This is a genomic window from Sphingomonas sp. GW821-FHT12D09, from assembly GCF_058807215.1.
In genome coordinates this window covers 40,940-61,827 of record NZ_JBXAQL010000001.1, presented here as the reverse complement: position 1 = coordinate 61,827, position 20,888 = coordinate 40,940, and the positions used below count along the sequence as shown (strand labels likewise).

Below are 20,888 nucleotides of genomic sequence, written 5' to 3'. Positions count from 1 at the left end.
GAACTCTCCCCTCCCTGCAAGGGAGGGGGCGGGGTGGGTTGCGCCCCCGGCGAACGCCGGGGGCGCCCAGCCAGCCGGCTCGAAAAAAAAGAAAAGGCCGGGCATCGAGCCCGACCTTTTCTAACCCACCCCTGGCCCCTCCCTTGCAGGGAGGGGAATCGCTGGAGCTGCAAACTTCGAAGGCCGGAGCGTTCAGACCGCCGCGTAATCCATCGCCTTGAGGTCCTCGATCAGGCTCGGTCCGCTCGGCTGCCAGCCCAGGCGCTGGCGCGTCTTCGCGCTGGAGGCGGGCATGTCGAGGCCGGCGAGCATGCCGAGCCAGCCGAAATAGGCCGGGGCCTCTTCCGGGCTGATCGAACGGGCCGGAAGGCCGAGCCCGGCGGCGACGGTCTCAACGATTTCGCGGGCGGCCACGCCCTCCTCCACTACTGCATGATAGCGCGCGCCGCGCTCGCCCTTGTCGAGGACGAGCTGGTAGAGCTTCGCCACGGCGTCAACCGGCCCGGCCGGCCAGCGATTGGCGCCATCACCGATCCAAGCGGCGAAGCCCTTTGCCCGGGCGATGTCGATCATCGGGCTGATCAGCCCCTGGCGATGCGTGTCGTGCACCTGGGGCAAACGGACGATCCGGACGTCGATGCCAGCATCGAGCAATTTCGCACCGCTGATCTCCGAGATCGAGCGCGGATTGGGGTGGTCAAGGTTGAACACATCCTCATCGGCAAGCTGGCCCGGCCCGGGCGTTCCCATGCCGGTGCCCGAGGTGATGATCAGCGGGCGGCTGGTGCCCTTGAGCGCCTCGCCCATCGCCGCGATCACCCGCCCGTCCTTCTCGCAATTGGCGACGAAGTTCGAGAAGTCGTGATCGAAGGCAGTGTGAATGACCGCATCCGCGGCGTCCGCTCCGGCGGCGAGGCTGGCGGGATCCTCGAGCGTGCCGCGATGAACCTCCGCACCCTGCGCTTCGAGCGCGGCGGCGCCGGCATCAGATCGCGTGAGGCCGAGCACCTGATGGCCGGCGGCGCGCAGCTCGGGGACAATGCGCGAGCCGATAAAGCCAGTGGCGCCGGTGAGGAAGACACGCATGGGGAATACTCCGTTTGTCGTTCGAAAGACTGTTGTGGCCCCGGTTCGCTTCCTGTTAAAGTAGTGAGCTTATCCTAGTATAACGAACAACAGGATCATTTGTGGAAGAGATCGGCACCCCCCTGGGCAGGTTTCTGCGCGACCGGCGCACCCGGCTCGATCCGGCGAGCTTCGGTTTCGGTGCCGGGCGTCGGCGGACGCCGGGGCTGCGGCGCGAGGAAGTGGCGCAGCGATCGAACATAAGCGCGACCTGGTACACCTGGCTGGAACAGGGCCGCGGCGGAGCGCCCTCGGCCGATGTTCTCGACCGGCTCGCTGCGGGCATGATGCTGACCGAGCCCGAGCGCGAGCATCTCTACATGCTCGCCTTCGGCCATCCGCCCGAAGCTAAGTATCGCGGAGCCGAAGGGATTTCGCCGCGGCTGCAGCGGGTGCTCGATGCGATGGGATATGTGCCGGCGATGATCCGGACGGCGACCTGGGACGTGGTCGCCTGGAACGACGCGGCAGCGGCGACGCTAGCCGACTATGGCACCCTGCCCCCGGCCGAACGCAACATCCTGCGGCGGATGTTCTCCGATTCGCGGGTGCAGGCGGCACAGGAGGACTGGATGCGCGTGGCGCGCTTCGTCGTCGCCTCGTTCCGGGCTGACGTCACCCGGGCGGGCGCATCGCAGGAGATCAGCGCACTGGTCGAGGAATTGTCGCGGACCAGCGAGGTGTTCGACGCGCTGTGGCGGAGCAACGACGTCGCCGGACACACCGGCGACGGGGTGAAGCGGCTACGGCATCCCGAGCTGGGCATGATCGAGCTGGAATTCTCGACCTTCGCAGTGGAGGGGCGGCCGGAACTCAACCTGATGATCTACAATCCGGCCACCCCCGAGGTGGCAGCGAAGATCCGGGCGGCGGTGGAGGCGCGCGCTATTCCTGCCTGACAAACGTGTAGGCGCGATAATCGTCGAGCCCATATAAATGGAGCGACTTCGCCGCACCATGCACATAGCGTGGCGGGTCGTTGAAGTGGACGAACGCGAGCGTTCCGCCGAACTCCACCTTGCCGCCTCGCACGCCGATGCCGGTTGCGACTTCGATCTGGTGTCCGGACTTGTCGTCCGAAACGACATAGTGCGTGTCGCTGTCTCCCGTCGCCAGCACGCCGTCGCGCAGGACCAGCGGGGCGCAGCAGGGATTGGTATAGGTGCCATTGGCCCAGTTCTGCGGCGGTGGCTTGTAGGGCGGCATGACCAGATAGATCAGCCCGAAGACGAAAAGCATGCCCGGCACCAGCACGAGCGCCGACCAGCCGATCAGTGCCTGCCTGGTAGCCTCGTTCTCCGGTGTTTCGCGCCGCCGCATGGAGCTAGAGCAGATAGACCACGACATAGCGCGCGACGAGGGCAAGCATCACCGCCCGCGCCCAGCGCTCTCCGCGGACGAACATCGCGGCGAGCATCAGCGCAACAAGGACCCCGGTGAGCCCGAGCGGCAGCGGGCGGACCAAGTGCGGAGCGAGCTTGGGAAGGCTGGCGTACCAGCCGAGCTGGCAGAGCAGCAGCGCGAACATCACGCCGATGACGACACGGCGGACGCGGAAGAAATGCGCGTCGAAGTCCGGCTGCTCGTCGGCCTCGCGGGGGAAGGCCAGGCGGGCGGCGAGATAATAGGCGCCGGCAAAGGCAGTGATCGCCATCAGCGCCTTGCCCGAGACGGCGACCACGTCGCGCACGACCCAGGCGGCCTGCCAGAAGGACAGCAGGTCGAGGATCACGAAGGCGCCAAGCAGCGGGGTCAGCCAGCCGATGCGGATCGCGGAGTCGGGACGCAGCCGCGCCTCGATCGCCTTGGCGAGCCCGCCGAGCACTTCGGCGAGCGACAGGCCGAGCAGCAGGCCGAACAAAGAGAAGATGAATTCGAAATCCGACATGCGGCGCCCCTTTTGTTGGGGCTGTAGCGTGGGCGCGGTTCAAAAGAAAAGGCCGGGCGTTGCGGCCCGGCCTTTCCTAAATCGTCAAACCAGCCGGCTCTGCCGCACCGCGGCTTCGATGAAGCCGCGGAAGAGCGGGTGCGGTTCGAAGGGCTTGGACTTGAGTTCGGGGTGGAACTGCACGCCGACGAACCAGGGATGGTCCGGTCGCTCTACGATCTCGGGCAGCGCCCCGTCGGGCGACATGCCGGAGAAAACCAGGCCGCCGGCTTCGAGCACCGGCTTGTAATGGGTGTTGACCTCGTAGCGGTGGCGATGGCGTTCGCTGATCTCGTCCGCGCCGTAGATCGAGGAAACCACCGAATTGCCGCCCAGCTTGGCCGGATAGGCGCCGAGGCGCATCGTGCCGCCGAGATCGCCGCCGGCCTCGCGCGTCTGGAGGCCGTCGGTGGTCATCCATTCGGTGATCATGCCGACCACCGGCTCTGCGGTGGGGCCGAACTCGGTGGTGGACGCGTCGGTTACGCCGCCTGCCCGCGCGCCTTCGATACAGGCCATCTGCATGCCGAGGCAGATGCCGAAGAACGGCACCCCCCGCTCGCGCGCGAACTTCACGCCGGCGATCTTGCCTTCGCTGCCGCGCTCGCCGAAGCCACCAGGGACCAGGATGCCGTGCAGCGGCTCGAGCTGCGCAGTGATCTCTTCCTGGTCGTCATGCTCGAACAGCTCGGCGTCAAGCCAGCGGATATTGACCTTGACCCGGTTTGCGATGCCGCCGTGCGTGAGCGCTTCAGTGAGCGACTTATAGGCGTCGGGCACGCCCATATATTTGCCGACCACGCCGATCGTGACTTCGCCCTCGGGATTCTCGATGCGATCGACGATCTGCTCCCATCGGGTGAGATCGGGCGATTCGCCGGCTTCGATCCCGAAGGCGCGGAGCACTTCGATGTCGAGCCCCTCGGCATGATATTGGAGCGGCACGCCGTAGATGGTCTTCGCGTCGAGCGCCGGGATGACCGACGAGGCGGGCACGTTGCAGAACAGCGCGATCTTGGCGCGATCGCTCTCCGGCAGCGGCTTTTCGCTGCGGCAGACGATGACATCGGCATGGACGCCGAGCGAGGCGAGCTCGCGCACGCTGTGCTGGGTCGGCTTGGTCTTCAGCTCGCCGGCGGCGGCGATGTACGGCACCAGGGTCAGGTGGACGCTGACCGAGTTGCCGCGGCCGAGATCGTTCCTGAGCTGTCGAATCGCCTCGACGAAGGGCAGCGACTCGATGTCGCCGACCGTGCCGCCGATCTCGCACAGCACGAAATCCAGGTCTTCGGTATCGGCCTGGGCAAAGACCTTGATCGCATCGGTGACGTGCGGGATCACCTGGACGGTGGCGCCCAGATAGTCGCCGCGGCGCTCGCGCTCGATGATCGTCTTGTAGATCCGGCCCGAGGTGATGTTGTCGCTCTGGCGCGAGGGAACGCCGGTGAAGCGCTCATAATGCCCCAGATCGAGATCGGTCTCGGCGCCGTCATCGGTGACGTAGACCTCACCATGCTGGTGCGGCGACATCGTGCCGGGATCGACGTTGAGATAGGGATCGAACTTGCGGATGCGGACTCGATAGCCACGAGCCTGGAGCAAAGCTGCGAGGCTCGCTGCCATGAGACCCTTGCCGAGCGAGGAGACCACGCCGCCGGTGATGAAGATATACCGCGCCATGGGAGAAAACGCCTAACGTGAATGGACGCGCGCCGGAAGCGTGCGAATCACGCCACCGGGCACTATTTTTGTGGACGAACCCGGGATCGCCCCGGGTCGGCGAATTATTGGGCGATCGGAACCGCGCTGTTGCCCTGGGCCGCCGGAGCGGCGGGCACGGTGGCGTTGCCCTGGGCCGGCGCGAACGGCGCGCTGCCCGAAGGAGCCGAGGTCGGCAGCGCCTGGGGCGCAGTGGCCGGGGTGGCGCGCTGGAGCGACGCATCGATCGTCGAGCCGTGGCGACTCGCCGCCAGGAAGGCGAGCGCGATCGACATCAGGATGAACATCGTCGCGAGGACCGCGGTGCTGCGCGTCAGGAAGTCCGCCGCGCTGCGCGCCGACATCAGGCCCGATGGGCTGCCGCTCGAAGTGAGGCCGCCGCCCTCCGACTTCTGCACGAGAATCACGCCGACGAGACCCGCCGCGATGAAGGCCTGGATGATGAGCAGGAAGGTAAACATGTAGCGCGCGGACCTCTTCAAGAAAGGCGGCACATAGGGGAGCAGCCCGCCGCGATCAACCACCGGCTCGCCCCTTCATGCCGGACATGCCCAACAAAGATGTAACATTTCGCAGCCGGAGCGAAACCGGATCGTTTCATGCGCGTTGAGATGAAGACCCTTGGCGTACCGGGGGCGTAACAACAGAGTATATGCCGTGAACGCAATGACCGACAGCTCGCTTTCTTCGTGGAAGAACACGCTGATCGACTATGTGCGATCTGGCGAACCGGACCTTACCAATCGGCAAATGGCACTGCTGATGCTCGTCTATCTGGATCCCGGCCCCCATACCGTGCGTGGATTGGCACGGGCTTTGAACGTCTCTAAGCCCGTCGTCACGCGTGCCTTGAATCGTCTGGGCACGCTCGGCTATCTGCGCCGTCAGCGCGACGATACCGACAAGCGGAACATCTTCGTCGCCAAGACCGCAGAAGGGGCAGAGTTTCTTGCAGAATTCGGGCATTTCCTCGCCGGCGGGCACCTCGCCGAGCCAGTCGCCCGCAGGGCCAGCGCGTAAGCGTTTCTCGCTGAAGGGTCGTTCGGTAGCCATCGATCCCAAGGTCGATGCCGTGCGTCGTGACCTGGCAGACGTGCGTCTGGCGGATCGGGTGTTCGCACCCCATTATGCTGCACCTATGCCACGTGCCATCGCCTCCACCGTTTCGCTGCATGCGGGTCCCAGGCCCGATTCGGACGTGCTGACCCAGTTGCAGCGCGGCGACGTGTTCGAAGTGCTCGAGCTCGCCGGCGACCATGCCTGGGGTGTCGCCCCGGGGCAGAAGCTGGTGGGCTATGTTCCGGCTTCGGTGCTGGAGCGGCCGGCGGCATGACCATCCGGGTATTCATCGACGGCGCCGTTGGCACCACGGGCCTGGAAATTCGCGAACGGCTGGATGGCCGCGCGGGAATCGAGCAGATCATCCTCGGCGACAAGGACCGCAAGGACGCCGCAAAGCGCGAGGACGCGCTCAATTCGGCGGACTTCGTGATACTGTGCCTGCCCGACGAAGCGGCGCGCGAAGCGGTCGACATGATCAAGGCCGCCAAGGTCCGCGTGATCGACGCATCGAGCGCGCACCGCGTCGCCGATGGCTGGACCTATGGCTTTCCCGAGCTGGAGCCGGGCCAGGCGGCGCAGATCGCCGAGGCGGCGCGCGTCTCAAATCCAGGCTGCTACCCGACCGGCTTCCTGGCACTGATTCGCCCGCTGGTCCGTGCCGGGCTCGTACCGCACGATGCTCCACTGAGCGTCAACGCCGTCTCGGGCTATTCGGGCGGCGGCAAGAACATGATCGCCGAGTTCGAGGACGCCAAGGGCGCGACCTATACCGAGACGGCGTTCCGCAATTACGGGCTCAGCCTGGGGCACAAGCATGTGCCCGAAATGACCAAGCATGCTCGTATCGTGCATCCGCCGATCTTCCAGCCGGCGGTGGTGCGGACCTATCGCGGAATGCTGGTCGAAGTGCCCCTGCCCCTCCACGCCTTCACCCGGCGGCCGTCGCTGGAGGCGATCGAGAACGCGCTGCGCGAAGCGTACAAGGATTCGCCGATCGTGCGGGTGCTGCCGAACGACGTGACCGCGGTGACGATCGAGGAAGATGCGGGCACCGACCGGCTATCGCTCAGGGTGTTCGGCAATGCCGAGACCGGCCAGGCGCGGCTGGTGGCAACGCTCGACAATCTCGGCAAGGGTGCCGCGGGTGCCGCAGTGCAGAATCTCAACATCATGGCTGGGTTCGAACAGACCGAGGGACTTGTGCTTTAAGCCGAAAAGCTCTCTTCCCGTCATCCCCGCGAGGCGGGCTCCAGAGCCACGAAGGACATCGCGCTGTTATCCTGATCCCCGCCTTCGCGGGGATGACGAAGGGAAAGGCCGGGAAGACGGAATGGATGCCACCGGTTTCCGTCAGTAACCTTTGCCACCAGCCTTGATCTTTCCTGCGCGTTGGTGTCTCCGGGGCGCGAAACGAAGAAGAGAGGCGACCCATGAGCCAGCCCGCGGGCAAATTGCTGTTGTTCGGCGCCACCGGCGACCTTTCCCAGCGGATGCTGCTCCCCTCGCTCTATGGCCTCCATGCCGATGGGCTGCTGCCCGAAGGCCTGACGATCACCGGCACCGCGCGATCGGATCATGACGATGCCGGCTTCCGCGAATTCGCCCGCGAAGCGCTCGAACATTTCCTTCCTGCCGACCGCAAGGATGACAGCGCTGTCGGGGGTTTTCTTGATCGGCTGTTCTACCAGGCGCTCGATGCGTCGAAGACCGACGGCTTCGGTGCGCTGGCGGAGAAGCTGGGCGATATCTCGGGCGGCCTGGCGATCTTCCTGTCGACAGCGCCTTCGCTGTTCGGGCCGACGATCAAGGGGCTTGAATCGGCCGGGCTGACCGGATCGAACGTGCGCATCGGGCTGGAGAAGCCGCTGGGCTTCGACCTGCCCTCCAGCCGCGTCGTCAACGACATCGTCGCGGAGGCCTTCCCGGAGGACCGAACCTTCCGGATTGACCATTATCTTGGCAAGGAGACGGTGCAGAACATCCTGGCGCTGCGCTTCGGCAATTCGCTGTTCGAGCCGGTGTGGAACGCGCAGGGCATCGAGCATGTCCAGATCACCGTCTCCGAGACGGTCGGACTGGAAGGCCGGGCGGGCTATTATGACGATGTCGGCGCGCTGCGCGACATGGTGCAGAACCACATGCTCCAGCTGCTCGCGCTGATCGCGATGGAGCCCCCTGCCCGCTTCAACGGCACCGCGATCCGCGACGAGAAGGTGAAGGTGCTGCGCTCGCTCCGCCCGATCCAGGGCGCCGATGTGCCCAACCTGACCGTGACCGGCCAATATGGCGGCGGCGCGGTGAAGGGCGAGATCGTCCGTTCCTACGACACCGACCTGGAGAAGCCCTCCGACACCGAGACCTTCGTCGCGATCAAGGCGCATGTCGACAATTGGCGCTGGCACGGCGTGCCCTTCTACCTGCGCACGGGCAAGCGCCTGGCCGAGCGCCGCAGCGAGATCGTGATCACCTTCAAGCCGGTGCCGCACTCGATCTTCGAGGAGCGCGGCGGGGCGCTGAAGCCCAACACGCTGGTGATCCGCCTGCAACCAGAGGAATATATCCAGCTGCTGGTGATGGCGAAGCAGCCCGGGCTCGACCGCGACGGGATAAGGCTGGCCGAAGTGCCGCTGAACCTGAGCCTGGAGCATGAATTCGCCGGCACGCGGCGCCGCATCGCCTATGAGCGGCTGCTGCTCGACCTGATCGAAGGCGACCCGACGCTGTTCGTCCGCCGCGATGAGGTCGAGGCGCAGTGGGAATGGATCGACGCGATCCGCGACGGCTGGAAGGCCAGCGGCGTGAAGCCCAAGCCCTATGCCTCGGGCAGCTGGGGGCCGAGCGCCTCGGTCGCGCTGACGGAGCGCGACGGGGTGACGTGGAACGAGTGATTTTTGAGGGGTAGCTGTCACCCTGAACTTGTTTCAGGGTCCAACTCTCCGCAAGGGATATCGCCGGGGGCGGGTTGGATGCTGAAACAAGTTCAGCATGACGATGATTTTTCAACCCTGGATACCCACCTGAAGCGCAAGGAAAGAACATGACGACCGAAATCGAATGGTGGGATTATGACGATGCCGACGAGATGGCCGAGGCCGTCGCGGGCGATATCGGCTTCATCATCGAGAGCGCGATCGATGCGCGCGGCGCCGCGGTGATCGCGCTGGCGGGGGGCAAGACTCCGCTTCCGATCTACGAGAAGCTCGCCAAGGCCAAGATCGACTGGAAGCGCGTGACAATCATCCCGGGCGACGACCGGCTGGTGCCGCTCGGCGATCCGCTGTCGAATGTCACCGCGATCGGCAAGATCTTCATCCCCAAGGGCGCGCGGGTGATCCCGCTCGTGAGCGACAAGGCGCCGGACTACAAGGCGGCGGGCCGCTCGGCCGATGCGCTGCTCCAGGATGTGCACTGGCCGCTCGACCTGTGCCTGCTCGGCGTGGGCGGCGACGGGCATTGCGCCTCAATCTTCCCGGGGCCCGATTTCGACGAGGCGCTGAACGGCCCCAAGGAGCGCCGCGCGCTGGGCGTGATGCCCGATCCGCTTCCCCCGGAAGCCCCGGTTGCCCGCGTGACACTGTCGCGCGCGGCGATCACCACGGCGCGCGCGCTGATGATCGCGATCACCGGCGACACCAAGAAGGAAGTGCTCCAATCGGCGATCGAACAGGGCGCATCTTCGTCCTACCCGGTCGGCCGCGTACTCGCCGATGTCGAGCTGCCGGTGGATATCCACTGGGCGGCCTGAACTTGAACACCCGTTCGTGCTGAGCTTGTCGAAGCACCATAGCGCGACGGGTCGGAAGAACCGCCCTTCGACAAGCTCAGGGCGAACGGAGTAATTTATGTCGCTGCATCCCGAAATCGCCGCGGTTACCGATCGCATCATCGAGAAGTCCAAGGCCAAGCGCCGGGCCTATCTCGCGCTGGTCGAGGCCGAGCTGGCCTCGGGCAACGACCGGTTGAAGCTCGGCTGCGCCAACCTCGCCCATGCCTATGCCGGCACCGACGAGCAGCGCGATGAGCTCAAGGCCGGGCGCAAGATGAACATCGGGATCGTGACCGCGTACAACGACATGCTGTCGGCGCACGCGGTCTATTACCGATACCCTGAGCAGATGAAGATCTGGGCGCACGAGGCCGGCGCCACCGCACAGGTAGCGGGCGGCGTGCCGGCGATGTGCGATGGCGTGACCCAGGGCTATCAGGGCATGGAGCTGTCGCTGTTCAGCCGCGACACGATTGCGCTGAGCACCGCGATCGCTCTCTCGCACCGCACCTTCGAAGGCGCGGCGCTGCTCGGCATCTGCGACAAGATCGTGCCGGGGCTGCTGATGGGCGCGCTGCGCTTCGGGCACCTGCCCATGGTGATGGTGCCCGGCGGCCCGATGCGATCGGGGCTGGCCAACAAGGAAAAGGCCAAGATCCGGGAACTCTATGCCGAGGGTAAGGTCAGCCGCGACGAACTGCTCGACGCCGAGATCGCTGCCTATCATTCCAAGGGCACCTGCACCTTCTACGGCACCGCCAACTCCAACCAGATGATGATGGAGGCGATGGGCCTGCACATGCCGGGCGCGGCGTTCGCCAATCCCGGCACCAAGCTGCGCCAGGAGCTGACCCGCGCGGCCGTACACCGGCTCGCCGAGATCGGCTGGAACGGCGATGACTACCGCCCGATCGGGCATGTCGTGGACGAGAAGGCGATCGTGAACGCGGCGATCGTGCTGCTGGCGACCGGCGGCTCGACCAACCACCTGATCCATGTGCCGGCATTCGCGCGGGCGGCGGGGATCTCGATCGACTGGGACGATTTCGACCGGCTCTCGCGCGTCGTGCCGCTGCTGGCGCGGGTCTATCCGAACGGTTCGGCGGACGTGAACGGCTTCGAGGATGCCGGCGGCCCGAGCTTCGTGATCCGCGAGCTGCTGGGCGCGGGGCTGATGCACGGCGATGTGCTGACCGTCGGCAAGGGCGGCATGGCCGATTATGGCCGCAAGCCTGAAATGGCCGGTGACGAACTGGTCTGGACCGAGCACGGCGCGGCAAGCGGCGACGATACGATCGTGCGCACGGCCGCCGAGCCCTTTTCGAGCGAAGGCGGCTTCCGCATCCTCAAGGGCAATCTCGGCCGCGCCTGCATCAAGGTGTCCGCCGTCGAGCGCGAGCGCTGGACGATCGAAGCGCCGTGCCGCGTCTTTCAGGACCAGGCGAGCGTGCAGGAAGCCTTCAAGGCGGGCGAACTCGACCGCGATATCGTGGTGGTAGTGCGCTTCCAAGGCCCCAAGGCGAACGGCATGCCCGAGCTGCACAAGCTGACGCCGCCGCTGGGCGTGCTGCAGAATCGCGGCTTCAAGGTCGCGCTGGTGACCGATGGGCGGATGTCGGGGGCGAGCGGCAAGGTGCCGTGCGCGATCCATCTCTCCCCTGAGGCGCTGGGCGGCGGGCCGATCGGCAAGCTGCGCGACGGCGATATCGTCCGCGTCTGCGCAGAGGAAGGCGTGCTGACGGCGCTGGTCGATGCGGCCGAGTGGGATGCCCGCGAACAGGCCGAGACGCCGCCGCCGGCGATCGGCACCGGCCGCGAGCTGTTCGCGATGCTGCGCAACCACTGCGACGAAGCCGAAAAGGGCGGATCGGCGATGCTGGCCGAAGCCGGGCTCTAAAACGGAAAACGGGCGGCGACCTGGGCAAGCCGCCGCCCGACGCCTTCCGGGCCCTTTGGTTGGGGTGAACCCGAAAGACGCCTCCCCCGCTCCCTAGAAGCGGAACCCTATGCCCGCGCCGAACACGAACGGATCGAGGCTGACATTAATCTTGTTGACCGCACCGCCGGTGGTCAGCCGTGCGGTGGTGTCGATGTCGATGAACTTGACGTCCAGGTTGACGAAGACCTTTTTGGTGATGTCGACGTCCACGCCGGCCTGGAGCGCATAGCCGAAGCTGTCGTCCAGCTTAACCTTGGTCGCGCCGAGCGCGCCGTTGAGCGAGTCGCTGGCATCGCTCGAATAGAAGATCGTGTAGTTGACGCCCGCGCCGACATAGGGCCGGACATGGCTCTTCGGGGCGAAGTGGTACTGCAGTGTCAGCGTAGGCGGCAGCGCCCAGGTGTCGGCGACCTTGCCGAGGCCGGCGATCGCGCCGGTGCCCTGGATATTGTGCTTGGTGGTCGAGACGATCAGCTCGGCGCCGATATGGTCGGTCGCCATATAGGTGAAGTCTATCTCGGGCATGTAGCCGTCATCGACCTTGACCGAGCCGGTGGGTACGCCCGGAGTGATCGGCCCGGCCTTTTCGGTAGGCGAGACCAGGATGCCACGCAGGCGGACGAGGACGTCGCCGGCCGCGATGCCGGTCTCGTCCTGTGCGTAGGCAGGCATGGCGATGCCGGCGGCGAGTGCCAGTGCGAGAGGGAAAGCGCGGCGCATCATGGGTCTCCTTGGTTGAGGAGGTCGCGTTACGCCCGCGCCCCTCGCCGCAACTTGACCGCGCGCAAAAAATGGATCGCCCGCGACACCGGATGCCGCTTTACTTCCGGGCCGCTAACCTAGAGAAGGGCGCCGACAACGCTGCCATACCAAGGCGGTGTGTGGAGAGGCGTGAGGAGAAGGCATGGAAGTCGTCGCGGTCGATATCGGCGGGACGCATGCCCGCTTTGCCGTTGCCGAAGTGGCGGACGGCCGCGTCGTCTCGATCAGCGAGCCGATCACGCAGAAGGTGGCCGAGCATCCCAGCCTCCAGCTCGCTTGGCAGGCCTATGGCGAGGCGCTCGGCCGGCCGCTGCCCAAGGCGGCGGCGCTGGCGGTGGCATCGCCTGTGGGCGGCGACATCATCAAGCTGACCAACAATCCCTGGATCATCCGCCCTGCCCTGATTCCCGAGCGGCTGGGCGCCGACACCTGGACGGTGGTCAACGACTTCGAGGCGATCGGCCATGCGGTCGCGCAGATGGGCGAGGAGCATTTCCTGCACCTGTGCGGGCCCGATAGCGCGCTGCCCGACAAGGGATCGATAACCGTGTGCGGGCCGGGCACCGGCCTGGGCGTCGCGCAGGTGTTCCGGCACCGCGCCGGATATGACGTGATCGCCACCGAAGGCGGGCATAGCGACTTCGCCCCGCTCGACCCGATCGAGGACGCGCTCGTGAAGCGGCTGCGCAAGATCTACAACCGCGTTTCCAAGGAGCGCGTGGTGGCCGGACCGGCGATCGTCTCGCTGTACGAGACGCTGGCGGAACTGGAAGGCAAGCCGGTCAGCCGGCTGGACGACAAGGCGATCTGGACGCTGGCGCTGGAAGGCAAGGACGAGCTGGCCGTGGCCGCGCTCGACCGCTTCTGCCTGAGCCTGGGCGCGGTCGCGGGCGACCTGGCGCTGTCGCACGGGCCCAAGGGCGTCGTTATCGCCGGCGGTCTGGGGTTGCGCTTGAAGGACCATCTGTTGCAGTCGGGCTTCGGCCAGCGGTTCGTCGCCAAGGGCCGGTTCCAGGGTCTGATGTCTTCCATTCCGGTGAAGCTCATCACGCACCCGCAGCCGGGCCTGTACGGTGCCGCCGCGGCGTTCGCGCAGGAGCACGCACTTTGAATATCGAAGCCATCATGAAGACCGCGCCGGTGATCCCGGTGCTCGTGATCGAAGACGCCGCCACGGCGCGCCCGCTGGCAGAAGCGCTGGTCAAGGGCGGCCTGCGCGTGCTCGAGGTGACGCTGCGCACCGAGGCGGCGCTGGAAGCGATCGCCGAGATGAAGAAGGTCGAAGGCTCGATCGTCGGCGCGGGCACGGTGGTGAACACCGACCAGTTCGAGCAGGTGATGAAGGCGGATGCCGAGTTCATCGTCTCGCCGGGGCTGACCGATCGCCTGGGCGACGCGATCACTCGCAGCGGTGTGCCCTATCTGCCCGGCATCGCCAATGCCGGCGACATCATGCGCGGGCTCGACCTGGGGCTAACCCACTTCAAATTCTTCCCCGCGGAGACGTCGGGCGGACTCAAGGCGCTGAAGGCGCTGGCGGCACCCTTCTACCAGTGCAAGTTCTGCCCGACCGGCGGCATCTCGGCGGCGACTGCGCCCGAGTGGCTGGCGTTCGATCCGATCCTTTGCGTGGGTGGCAGCTGGGTTACGCCGAAGGGCGCGAGCTACGAGCAGGTCGAGGCGCTAGCGCGCGAAGCGGCTTCGCTGAAGGCCTAGGTCCCTCTCCCGTTGGAGAGGGGGGAAGCCGCCGAAGGCGGCGGAAGGGTGAGGGTCGAGAGGCAAGGCTGCCCTCACCCTTCCCACTCGCTACGCTCGTGGGCGCGTTCCCGCTCCCAGCGGGAGCGGGTGCTACGGGACAGAATGTCCCATTTGCATCGGCGGCCGGCGCCCCCAGATAGCCGCGATGAAAAAGACCGGCACCCCCTCTCCCCACGCCACCGCGATGCGCGAAGAGAAGCGGCGCGCGGCCGCCAAGATGGGGATCGACGACGTGTTCGTCTCGGAACTGGTCGATCGCTTCTACGGCCGCATCCAGGCCGATCCGGTGCTCGGCCCGATCTTTGCCGAGCGGATCGCCGATTGGGGACCGCACCTCGCCCAGATGAAGCGCTTCTGGCGTTCGATCCTGTTCAGCAGCGGCGAGTATCTCGGGCGGCCGATGCCGGTGCACCTGGCCATTCCCGGGCTCGACAAGGCGATGTTCGCGCGCTGGCTGGACTTGTTCGCTGCAACGCTGGCCGAGATCGGCGGAGGGGATGCTGCCGAACATGTGCATGAACGCGCCCGGACGATCGCCAACAGCTTCCTCAACGGAATCGCGATCCATCACCACGGGAAGCTGGGTCTGGGGCCGGGCGAGGGGTTTGCTTGATCCAATTCCTCTCCCTTTGGGAGCGGGAGGGAGCCGCGAAGCGGCGGAAGGGTGAGGGTCGAGCGGTGAGGTTGCCCTCACCCTTCCCACCGCCTGCGGCGGCGGGGCCCTTCCCTCTTCCAAAGGGAGAGGGAGTTTTGGATCACATCTCCCCGCGCGCGCGGCGGATGGCGTACCATTTCTGCACATTCGCATTGTGCTGCTCGAGCGTGTCGGCGAACACATGGCCACCGGTGCCGTCGGCCACGAAGTACAGTGCCGACGAGGACGCCGGATCGAGCACCGCATCGATGCTGGCGCGGCCGGGGTTGGTTATCGGGCCGGCGGGCAGGCCGGTCATCTCATAGGTGTTGTAGGCGTTCTTCGCGTGCACTTCGGAGAGCAGCGGGCGGCGGCCCAGCGGCTTGCCCTTGGTGATCGGGTAGATGAAGGTCGGGTCGGCCTGGAGCATCATGTTCTGGCGCAGGCGGTTCGAATAGACCGCGGCGACCGTCTTGCGCTCCTCGGCCTTGCCGGTTTCCTTCTCGACGATCGAGGCGAGCGTCAGCGCGTCGCGGGGATCGTTGACCGCGATGCCCGGCTTGCGGGCCTCCCACGCCTTGGCGAGGTAATTGGCCATCGCCTTTTGCATGCGATCGAGCACGCCCTGGCGGGTGTCGCCGCGATTATAGGCATAGGAGTCGGGCAGTACGGTGCCTTCGACGGGCACTTCGATCGTGCCGCTCAGCTGCGGCGCCTTCATCAGCGTCTCATAGACCACGATCGAGGGCGTCCCCTCGGGGATGGTGACGAAGCGCTGGAGCGTGCGGCCGCCCTGCATCATCTTGAGGATGTCGGACTGGCTGAGATGCGCTGGCACGCGATATTCGCCCGCCTTGATTGGATCCTTGCCGCCAAGGATCTTGGCGAGCACGAGGAACTGGCGCGCTGAGCCGATCGCGCCGGCCTTTTCCAGCTCGGTGGCAGCGCGCGACAGGCTGGAACCCTCGGGAATCAGGACCGAGAGGTTCTGCTTCGCAGGCCCTGCCCCGCCCCAGAGCTGGAGCACGCCCATGCCGACGGCGACCAGCACCAGGATCGCGACGAGCAGCGCACAGCCGCCAAGCCGCCGCTTCCTGGCGGGCCTGACGGGCCGTGCTGCCGGCGCTGGCGTCTCCTCAGACAGCCTTCATCACCAAGCTGGCATTGGTGCCGCCGAAGCCGAACGAGTTGTTCAGCACGGCCTTGACCTTGCGTTCCTTGGCCTTGTGCGGGACGAGATCGACACCCGCGCAATTCTCGCTCGGATCGTCGAGGTTGAGCGTCGGCGGGACGATCTGGTCGCGCAGCGCCAGGATGCAGAAGATGCTCTCCACCGCGCCCGCGCCGCCCAGCAGATGGCCAATCGCCGACTTGGTCGAGCTCATCGAGAGATCGCCGATCGCATCGCCGAACAGGCGACGCACCGCGCCCAGCTCGAGCTCGTCGCCGAGCGGCGTCGAAGTGCCATGGGCGTTGATGTAATCGATGTCCGAAAGGGCCAGGCCCGACTTCTTCACCGCCATCTGCATCGAGCGGAACGCGCCCGAACCCTCGGGATGCGGCGCCGTGACGTGGTAGGCATCGCCCGACAGGCCATAGCCGACGACTTCGGCATAGATCTTCGCGCCGCGCGCCTTGGCATGCTCATATTCCTCGAGCACGACCACGCCGGCGCCCTCGCCCATGACGAAGCCGTCCCGGCCCTGGTCCCAGGGACGGCTGGCGCGCCACGGCTCGTCGCGGAAGCCGGTCGAGAGCGCACGGGCCTGGCCGAAGCCGGCGATGCCGATCGGGCAGACCGTGCTCTCGGCACCGCCGGCGAGCATGATGTCGGCATCGTCCATCGCGATCATCCGCGCGGCATCGCCGATCGAGTGGGCGCCGGTCGAGCAAGCCGTGACCACCGCATGATTCGGGCCCATCAGGCCGTATTTGATGCTGACCTGGCCCGAGATCAGGTTGATCAGGCGGCCATGGACGAAGTGCGGCGAAACGCGCTTGGGGCCCTTTTCGGCGAGCACAAGCGATTCGCTCTCGATGCCCGGCAGGCCGCCGATGCCCGAACCGATCGAGCAGCCGGCGCGGAAACGGGTCGCCTCGTCCATGTCGAGCAGCCCGGCATCCTCGATCGCCTGGCCGGCGGCATCGATGCCGTAGATGATGAACGGATCGACCTGGCGCTGGACCTTGTGATCGACGCGCTTGTTCGGATCGAAGCCATATTCATGGTCCGCCGGCTTCACTTCGCAGGCATAATTGCTCTGGAAGTCGGTCGCGTCGAAGCGCGTGATCGTGCCCGCGCCGGACTTGGCGGCGATGATGTTCTTCCAGGCAGTCTCGACGTCAGCACCCAGCGGGGTGACGAGGCCAAGGCCGGTGACAACTACACGGCGCATCCGTCTTCTCCGTCAAACTTCACGATATTCGCGCATGGGAACGATCGAAATCGCTCCATGGCCATAAACAAAACGGCTCCCCGCCCAACTCTTTTCGAGCCCGGGACGGGGAGCCGCTGATTCAAGCTCGGCCCATACGGGCACGATCGCCTGGAGGGCGATCAGCCCGCCTGGTGCTCGGAGATGTAGTTGACCGCGTCGCCGACGGTGCTGATCTTCTCAGCCGCATCGTCGGGGATCTCGACGCCGAATTCTTCCTCGAACGCCATCACCAGCTCGACGATGTCGAGGCTGTCTGCGCCCAGATCGTCGATGAAGCTCGCCGTCAGCGTGACATCGTTCTTGTCGACGCCAAGATGATCGACAACAAGCGCGGTCACGCGGGTGGTGATCTCTTCCTGAGTGGCCATGGTCCCTGTTTTCCTTTGTAGCTAGGGGCTCAATTCGTTGGAACGCACCTAGATCGCACATTGTGCCGTTGCAAGAGGGTGCGCGCCTGCACCGTGCGGTTCAGGCCTGCGAAAACTGCCAGGCAGCGTAGCGCACGGTGCTGAGGAAGAGGAAATATTTGTTGAGAAGCGACGCGTTTGCGCGAGTCTGCTTCGCTTCCTCGGTGACCGACGCGATCACCAACTGCTGCATTTCCTCATTGGTAAGCGGGCGATTTCTTGTGTCTTCGGGCAACGCGTCGAACTGCGCCTCGAGCTCGCCGGTCTCGAAACCCTGGGCGACGACCGACTTTTCGGCGATCGGCTGGCCGAGCCTGGCGAGCGTGTAGATTCGCGCGGCCTCCAGCGCCGCATCGGACCATTTATTCGCGTCGGCGCATTCCCTGGCCGCGATAGAGATGCCGCTGCCCACCGCCGGATCATAAGTGGGCCGCACCGCGGGCTCGCCCATGTTGCGCGTGATATCCTTCTCGATCTGCTGGCTGAGCGCGGGCTTGAGCTTGCCGATCACGCAATCGATCGTCGCGAGATCGGCGGCATGGGCCGGGGCTGAAAGGGCTACGACGGCGAGCGCCGCGATTCCGAAGAGACGCATAGACTTAATTACTCCAGCCCCCGCCAGACTCACAGCATCGCCATCCCGCCGTTCACATGCAAGGTCTGGCCGGTGACATAGCCTGCTTCCTTGCTCGCGAGATAGACGACGGCGGCGCCGATGTCCTCGCCGGTGCCGAGGTCGCCGGCCGGGATGCGGGTGAGCAGCGCGGCCTTCTGCGCTTCGGGCAGCACGTCGGTCATCGCCGAGCGGATGAAGCCCGGGGCGACGCAGTTCACCGTGACGTTGCGGCTGGCGAGCTCCTGCGCGACGGCCTTGGACATGCCGACCAGGCCGGCCTTGGAGGCGGCGTAATTGGCCTGGCCGGGATTGCCGGTGGCGCCGACAACCGACGTGATCGAGATCATGCGGCCGAATCGGGCCTTCATCATCGGCTTGGCTGCAGCGCGGATCAGGCGAAAGGCGGCTTCAAGGTTCACCGTGATGACCTGGTCCCACTCCTCGTCCTTCATCCGCATGGTGAGGTTGTCGCGGGTGACGCCGGCATTGTTGACGAGGATGTCGAGCTTGCCGCCGAGCGCCTCCACTGCCTGGGGGACGAGCGCATCGACCTGGGCCGCGTCGGACAGGTTGCAAGGCAGCGCAACATGATCGCCGCCAAGCTCGGCGCGGAAGGCCTCGAGCTTCTCGGCATTGCTGCCCGAAAGCGCGAGCCGGGCGCCCTGCGCGGCCAGCGCCTTGGCGACGGCCGAGCCGATACCGCCCGAAGCGCCGGTGACGAGTGCGGTCATGCCAGTGAGGTCGAACATGGTTTCGTTCCTTTTTTAGTCGCGCAGAGGCGCGGAGAGCGCAGAGGGGTTGTGGTTGTTGACCAGCCGCCGGATGCCCTCTTTGAGCGTCTCGCCGCCGAAATTGATTAGCAGCCCCACGGGCTGACCAGTGAGCCTGAGATATGTCAGCAGCTGTTTCGCATGCACCGGCGCAAGACGTTCAAGCGACTTGATCTCGACGAGCAGCCTTTCGTCGACCAAGAGATCGATCTTGAAGGCTCCCTCGATGAGTGTTCCTTCAAACTCGATATTGATGGCGCGCTGGCGCGCCACCGAATACCCAATGGCTGCCAGACGCGAAGCGAGTATCGTTTCGTAGACACGCTCTAAGAGGCCAGGACCGAGTTCGCGATGAATTCGAATCGCGACATCGACCACATCACCACTGATACGATCGATATCCTCCAAGCCATCTTCCTCTGCGCTCTCTGCGCCTCTGCGCGAACAAATCTACCTTACAGCACCTTCACCAGCGCTTCGATGTCGTCCATCGTCACCACGCTCACCGGCGCGGCGTCGGGGGCGATGCGCTTGACCATGCCGCCCAGCACCTTGCCGCCGAACTCGACATAGTCGGTCACGCCGGCCGCAAACATCGCCAGCACCGATTCGCGCCAGCGGACCATGCCGGTGACCTGCTCGACGAGCAGCCTGGCGATCGTGTCCGGATCCGCCACCGGGGCGGCGGTGACGTTGGCGTAGACCGGCACCAGCGGCGCCTGGATCGCCACGGCAGCGAGCGCCTCTGCCATCGCATCGGCGGCAGGCTGCATCAGCGGGCAGTGGAAAGGCGCGGAGACCGGCAGGAGCAAGGCGCGCTTGGCGCCCATTTCCTTGGCGATCGGCAGCGCGCGCTCAACGGCTTCGCGGTGGCCCGAGATCACCACCTGCGACGGATCATTGTCGTTGGCGACGGTGCAGACCTGGCCCTCGGCAGCGGCATCGGCGATCGCCTGGGCCTTCTCGCGGTCGGCACCGAGGATCGCGGCCATCGCGCCGATACCCACCGGCACCGCGGCCTGCATGGCGTCGCCGCGGATGCGCAGCAGCTTCGCGGTGGTGGCGAGATCGAAGGCGCCGGCGGCGCAGAGCGCAGTGTATTCGCCCAGGCTGTGCCCGGTGACGAAATCGGCCTTGTCGGCAAGGGCGATGCCGCCTTCCTTTTCCAGCACGCGCAGCACCGCGATGGCATTGGCCATGATCGCCGGCTGGGCATTGGCGGTAAGGGTCAGCTGATCCTCGGGGCCTTCGCTCATCAGCTTGAACAGCTTCTGGCCGAGCGCGTCATCGACTTCCTGGAAGACTTCGCGCGCCGTGGCGCTCGCATCGGCAAGGGCCTTGCCCATGCCGACGGCCTGGCTGCCCTGACCGGGGAAGATGAAGGCGCGCATGTCTCTCTCCTAAATCGGCGACGCTATATTGGGGGCGCGGGTTAGAACCCTGCCCTGCCCCGCGCAACCCCGCGAACCTTCAAGATGAACGCTCCGGACAGGATTGCGAAACATTGCGACCATTTCGCAATGCCAGGGACAAACCCCTGCGACACGGCATCCCCAGATTGACCTCAACGCCGGAGCAAAACCGGCGCCGACAAGAAAGAGGAGTGCAGCCATGAAGAAGTTCATTCTCGCCGCTACCGTTGCATCGCTGGTCGCGACGCCGGTGCTCGCCGCAGCCCCGCAGCAATATCACGGCCGCCCGCCGGTCCAGAAGGTAATCGTCAAGAAGAAGGTCGTGCAGCAGCCCAACTATCGCAGCTGGCACAAGGGCGACCGTTTCGACAGCCGCTATGCCCGCAACTACCGCCAGGTCGATTACCGCCACTATCGCGGCCTGCGCGCCCCGCCCCGCGGCTATCGCTATGTGCAGTCGGGCAATGACGCGGTGCTGGTCGGAATAACCTCGGGCATCATCGCGGCGGTGTTCGCCAACGCGATCCGCTAAGTAAACACCTGAAAATGCATG

Annotated in this window: 24 protein-coding genes; 11 read left to right on the top strand and 13 right to left on the bottom strand. The window is 65.8% G+C overall.

Going from position 1 to position 20,888, the window contains the following annotated elements; all coding sequences use genetic code 11:
- Nucleotides 1–192: 192 nt before the first annotated feature.
- Nucleotides 193–1,086, bottom strand: a complete 894-nt coding sequence (locus AC1RPL_RS00345; protein WP_493067270.1) for an SDR family oxidoreductase — start codon at nt 1,084–1,086, stop codon at nt 193–195.
- Nucleotides 1,087–1,187: 101 nt separating this feature from the next.
- Between AC1RPL_RS00345 and AC1RPL_RS00340 the strand changes: the two genes are divergently transcribed.
- A complete protein-coding gene (locus tag AC1RPL_RS00340; RefSeq protein WP_493067269.1) occupies nt 1,188–2,024 on the top strand; it encodes a helix-turn-helix transcriptional regulator in 837 nt (278 codons plus the stop codon).
- Here the strand turns inward: AC1RPL_RS00340 and AC1RPL_RS00335 are convergent.
- The 4 genes from AC1RPL_RS00335 to secG form a co-directional block, all read right to left on the bottom strand.
- Nucleotides 2,011–2,445: a hypothetical protein gene (locus AC1RPL_RS00335; protein WP_493067268.1), complete on the bottom strand. Its 435-nt coding sequence runs from the start codon at nt 2,443–2,445 to the stop codon at nt 2,011–2,013. The two genes, AC1RPL_RS00340 and AC1RPL_RS00335, sit on opposite strands and share 14 nt — an antisense overlap.
- 4 nt (nt 2,446–2,449) lie before the next feature.
- The gene (locus tag AC1RPL_RS00330; RefSeq protein ID WP_493067267.1) at nt 2,450–3,013 is read right to left on the bottom strand and encodes a hypothetical protein; all 564 of its coding nucleotides are present in this window, start codon (nt 3,011–3,013) and stop codon (nt 2,450–2,452) included.
- An 84-nt stretch (nt 3,014–3,097) separates the two neighbouring features.
- Complete coding sequence (gene pyrG / locus AC1RPL_RS00325) at nt 3,098–4,732, bottom strand: CTP synthase (RefSeq protein WP_493067266.1); 1,635 nt, start codon at nt 4,730–4,732, stop codon at nt 3,098–3,100.
- 104 nt (nt 4,733–4,836) lie between these two features.
- The gene (gene secG / locus AC1RPL_RS00320; protein ID WP_493069055.1) at nt 4,837–5,232 is read right to left on the bottom strand and encodes a preprotein translocase subunit SecG; all 396 of its coding nucleotides are present in this window, start codon (nt 5,230–5,232) and stop codon (nt 4,837–4,839) included.
- 205 nt (nt 5,233–5,437) lie between these two features.
- Here secG and AC1RPL_RS00315 point away from each other — a divergent pair, with 205 nt between their 5' ends.
- The 6 genes from AC1RPL_RS00315 to edd all read left to right on the top strand — a co-directional run bounded on the left by AC1RPL_RS00315 (nt 5,438) and on the right by edd (nt 11,496).
- Nucleotides 5,438–5,791: a MarR family transcriptional regulator gene (locus tag AC1RPL_RS00315; protein WP_116840806.1), complete on the top strand. Its 354-nt coding sequence runs from the start codon at nt 5,438–5,440 to the stop codon at nt 5,789–5,791.
- Between the two features lie 118 nt (nt 5,792–5,909).
- Nucleotides 5,910–6,104: an SH3 domain-containing protein gene (locus tag AC1RPL_RS00310; RefSeq protein WP_493067265.1), complete on the top strand. Its 195-nt coding sequence runs from the start codon at nt 5,910–5,912 to the stop codon at nt 6,102–6,104.
- Complete coding sequence (argC, locus tag AC1RPL_RS00305) at nt 6,101–7,042, top strand: N-acetyl-gamma-glutamyl-phosphate reductase (protein ID WP_493067264.1); 942 nt, start codon at nt 6,101–6,103, stop codon at nt 7,040–7,042. Before AC1RPL_RS00310 ends, argC begins: the two co-directional genes overlap by 4 nt.
- A gap of 221 nt (nt 7,043–7,263) precedes the next feature.
- A complete protein-coding gene (gene zwf / locus AC1RPL_RS00300) occupies nt 7,264–8,721 on the top strand; it encodes a glucose-6-phosphate dehydrogenase (protein WP_493067263.1) in 1,458 nt (485 codons plus the stop codon).
- Between the two features lie 149 nt (nt 8,722–8,870).
- Entirely contained in the window at nt 8,871–9,578 is a 708-nt protein-coding gene (gene pgl, locus AC1RPL_RS00295; RefSeq protein WP_493067262.1) for a 6-phosphogluconolactonase, read from the top strand.
- Between the two features lie 97 nt (nt 9,579–9,675).
- On the top strand, nt 9,676–11,496 hold the full coding sequence (edd, locus tag AC1RPL_RS00290; protein ID WP_493067261.1) for a phosphogluconate dehydratase: 1,821 nt from the start codon (nt 9,676–9,678) through the stop codon (nt 11,494–11,496).
- A 93-nt stretch (nt 11,497–11,589) separates the two neighbouring features.
- Here edd and AC1RPL_RS00285 read toward each other — a convergent pair whose 3' ends face one another.
- On the bottom strand, nt 11,590–12,258 hold the full coding sequence (locus AC1RPL_RS00285) for an OmpW/AlkL family protein (RefSeq protein ID WP_493067260.1): 669 nt from the start codon (nt 12,256–12,258) through the stop codon (nt 11,590–11,592).
- Between the two features lie 184 nt (nt 12,259–12,442).
- Here AC1RPL_RS00285 and glk point away from each other — a divergent pair, with 184 nt between their 5' ends.
- The 3 genes from glk to AC1RPL_RS00270 all read left to right on the top strand — a co-directional run bounded on the left by glk (nt 12,443) and on the right by AC1RPL_RS00270 (nt 14,671).
- Nucleotides 12,443–13,411: a glucokinase gene (glk, locus tag AC1RPL_RS00280; RefSeq protein WP_493067259.1), complete on the top strand. Its 969-nt coding sequence runs from the start codon at nt 12,443–12,445 to the stop codon at nt 13,409–13,411.
- 14 nt (nt 13,412–13,425) lie between these two features.
- The gene (gene eda, locus AC1RPL_RS00275; RefSeq protein ID WP_493069054.1) at nt 13,426–14,016 is read left to right on the top strand and encodes a bifunctional 4-hydroxy-2-oxoglutarate aldolase/2-dehydro-3-deoxy-phosphogluconate aldolase; all 591 of its coding nucleotides are present in this window, start codon (nt 13,426–13,428) and stop codon (nt 14,014–14,016) included.
- Nucleotides 14,017–14,203: 187 nt separating this feature from the next.
- Nucleotides 14,204–14,671 (top strand): group III truncated hemoglobin, encoded by a 468-nt coding sequence (locus tag AC1RPL_RS00270; RefSeq protein ID WP_493067258.1) that lies wholly within the window; start codon nt 14,204–14,206, stop codon nt 14,669–14,671.
- Between the two features lie 142 nt (nt 14,672–14,813).
- Here AC1RPL_RS00270 and mltG read toward each other — a convergent pair whose 3' ends face one another.
- The 7 genes from mltG to fabD form a co-directional block, all read right to left on the bottom strand.
- Entirely contained in the window at nt 14,814–15,725 is a 912-nt protein-coding gene (gene mltG / locus AC1RPL_RS00265) for an endolytic transglycosylase MltG (RefSeq protein WP_493069053.1), read from the bottom strand.
- Between the two features lie 103 nt (nt 15,726–15,828).
- Entirely contained in the window at nt 15,829–17,088 is a 1,260-nt protein-coding gene (fabF, locus tag AC1RPL_RS00260; RefSeq protein ID WP_493067257.1) for a beta-ketoacyl-ACP synthase II, read from the bottom strand.
- Nucleotides 17,089–17,249: 161 nt separating this feature from the next.
- The gene (locus AC1RPL_RS00255) at nt 17,250–17,498 is read right to left on the bottom strand and encodes an acyl carrier protein (RefSeq protein ID WP_180140491.1); all 249 of its coding nucleotides are present in this window, start codon (nt 17,496–17,498) and stop codon (nt 17,250–17,252) included.
- Nucleotides 17,499–17,598: 100 nt separating this feature from the next.
- Complete coding sequence (locus tag AC1RPL_RS00250; RefSeq protein WP_493067256.1) at nt 17,599–18,132, bottom strand: hypothetical protein; 534 nt, start codon at nt 18,130–18,132, stop codon at nt 17,599–17,601.
- Nucleotides 18,133–18,161: 29 nt separating this feature from the next.
- A complete protein-coding gene (gene fabG, locus AC1RPL_RS00245; RefSeq protein ID WP_493067255.1) occupies nt 18,162–18,902 on the bottom strand; it encodes a 3-oxoacyl-[acyl-carrier-protein] reductase in 741 nt (246 codons plus the stop codon).
- Between the two features lie 15 nt (nt 18,903–18,917).
- Nucleotides 18,918–19,331 carry a GxxExxY protein gene (locus AC1RPL_RS00240; protein ID WP_493067254.1) on the bottom strand — a complete coding sequence of 138 codons (414 nt, stop codon included), beginning with the start codon at nt 19,329–19,331 and terminating at the stop codon, nt 18,918–18,920.
- Nucleotides 19,332–19,378: 47 nt separating this feature from the next.
- A complete protein-coding gene (fabD, locus tag AC1RPL_RS00235) occupies nt 19,379–20,314 on the bottom strand; it encodes an ACP S-malonyltransferase (protein ID WP_493067253.1) in 936 nt (311 codons plus the stop codon).
- Nucleotides 20,315–20,534: 220 nt separating this feature from the next.
- Here fabD and AC1RPL_RS00230 point away from each other — a divergent pair, with 220 nt between their 5' ends.
- The gene (locus tag AC1RPL_RS00230) at nt 20,535–20,867 is read left to right on the top strand and encodes an RcnB family protein (protein ID WP_493067252.1); all 333 of its coding nucleotides are present in this window, start codon (nt 20,535–20,537) and stop codon (nt 20,865–20,867) included.
- Nucleotides 20,868–20,888: the final 21 nt, after the last annotated feature.

Coding starts and splice junctions, on each gene's coding strand:
- AC1RPL_RS00285 (WP_493067260.1), bottom strand. CDS start 12,258: ATGCGCCGCGCTTTCCCTCTCGCACTGGCACTCGCCGCCGGCATCGCC.
- AC1RPL_RS00255 (WP_180140491.1), bottom strand. CDS start 17,498: ATGGCCACTCAGGAAGAGATCACCACCCGCGTGACCGCGCTTGTTGTC.
- fabD (WP_493067253.1), bottom strand. CDS start 20,314: ATGCGCGCCTTCATCTTCCCCGGTCAGGGCAGCCAGGCCGTCGGCATG.
- AC1RPL_RS00270 (WP_493067258.1), top strand. CDS start 14,204: ATGAAAAAGACCGGCACCCCCTCTCCCCACGCCACCGCGATGCGCGAA.
- edd (WP_493067261.1), top strand. CDS start 9,676: ATGTCGCTGCATCCCGAAATCGCCGCGGTTACCGATCGCATCATCGAG.
- zwf (WP_493067263.1), top strand. CDS start 7,264: ATGAGCCAGCCCGCGGGCAAATTGCTGTTGTTCGGCGCCACCGGCGAC.
- AC1RPL_RS00330 (WP_493067267.1), bottom strand. CDS start 3,013: ATGTCGGATTTCGAATTCATCTTCTCTTTGTTCGGCCTGCTGCTCGGC.
- AC1RPL_RS00310 (WP_493067265.1), top strand. CDS start 5,910: ATGCCACGTGCCATCGCCTCCACCGTTTCGCTGCATGCGGGTCCCAGG.
- mltG (WP_493069053.1), bottom strand. CDS start 15,725: ATGGGCGTGCTCCAGCTCTGGGGCGGGGCAGGGCCTGCGAAGCAGAAC.
- AC1RPL_RS00335 (WP_493067268.1), bottom strand. CDS start 2,445: ATGCGGCGGCGCGAAACACCGGAGAACGAGGCTACCAGGCAGGCACTG.
- fabG (WP_493067255.1), bottom strand. CDS start 18,902: ATGTTCGACCTCACTGGCATGACCGCACTCGTCACCGGCGCTTCGGGC.
- eda (WP_493069054.1), top strand. CDS start 13,426: ATGAAGACCGCGCCGGTGATCCCGGTGCTCGTGATCGAAGACGCCGCC.
- AC1RPL_RS00250 (WP_493067256.1), bottom strand. CDS start 18,132: ATGCGTCTCTTCGGAATCGCGGCGCTCGCCGTCGTAGCCCTTTCAGCC.
- AC1RPL_RS00230 (WP_493067252.1), top strand. CDS start 20,535: ATGAAGAAGTTCATTCTCGCCGCTACCGTTGCATCGCTGGTCGCGACG.
- pgl (WP_493067262.1), top strand. CDS start 8,871: ATGACGACCGAAATCGAATGGTGGGATTATGACGATGCCGACGAGATG.
- glk (WP_493067259.1), top strand. CDS start 12,443: ATGGAAGTCGTCGCGGTCGATATCGGCGGGACGCATGCCCGCTTTGCC.
- fabF (WP_493067257.1), bottom strand. CDS start 17,088: ATGCGCCGTGTAGTTGTCACCGGCCTTGGCCTCGTCACCCCGCTGGGT.
- AC1RPL_RS00345 (WP_493067270.1), bottom strand. CDS start 1,086: ATGCGTGTCTTCCTCACCGGCGCCACTGGCTTTATCGGCTCGCGCATT.
- pyrG (WP_493067266.1), bottom strand. CDS start 4,732: ATGGCGCGGTATATCTTCATCACCGGCGGCGTGGTCTCCTCGCTCGGC.
- argC (WP_493067264.1), top strand. CDS start 6,101: ATGACCATCCGGGTATTCATCGACGGCGCCGTTGGCACCACGGGCCTG.
- AC1RPL_RS00315 (WP_116840806.1), top strand. CDS start 5,438: ATGACCGACAGCTCGCTTTCTTCGTGGAAGAACACGCTGATCGACTAT.
- secG (WP_493069055.1), bottom strand. CDS start 5,232: ATGTTTACCTTCCTGCTCATCATCCAGGCCTTCATCGCGGCGGGTCTC.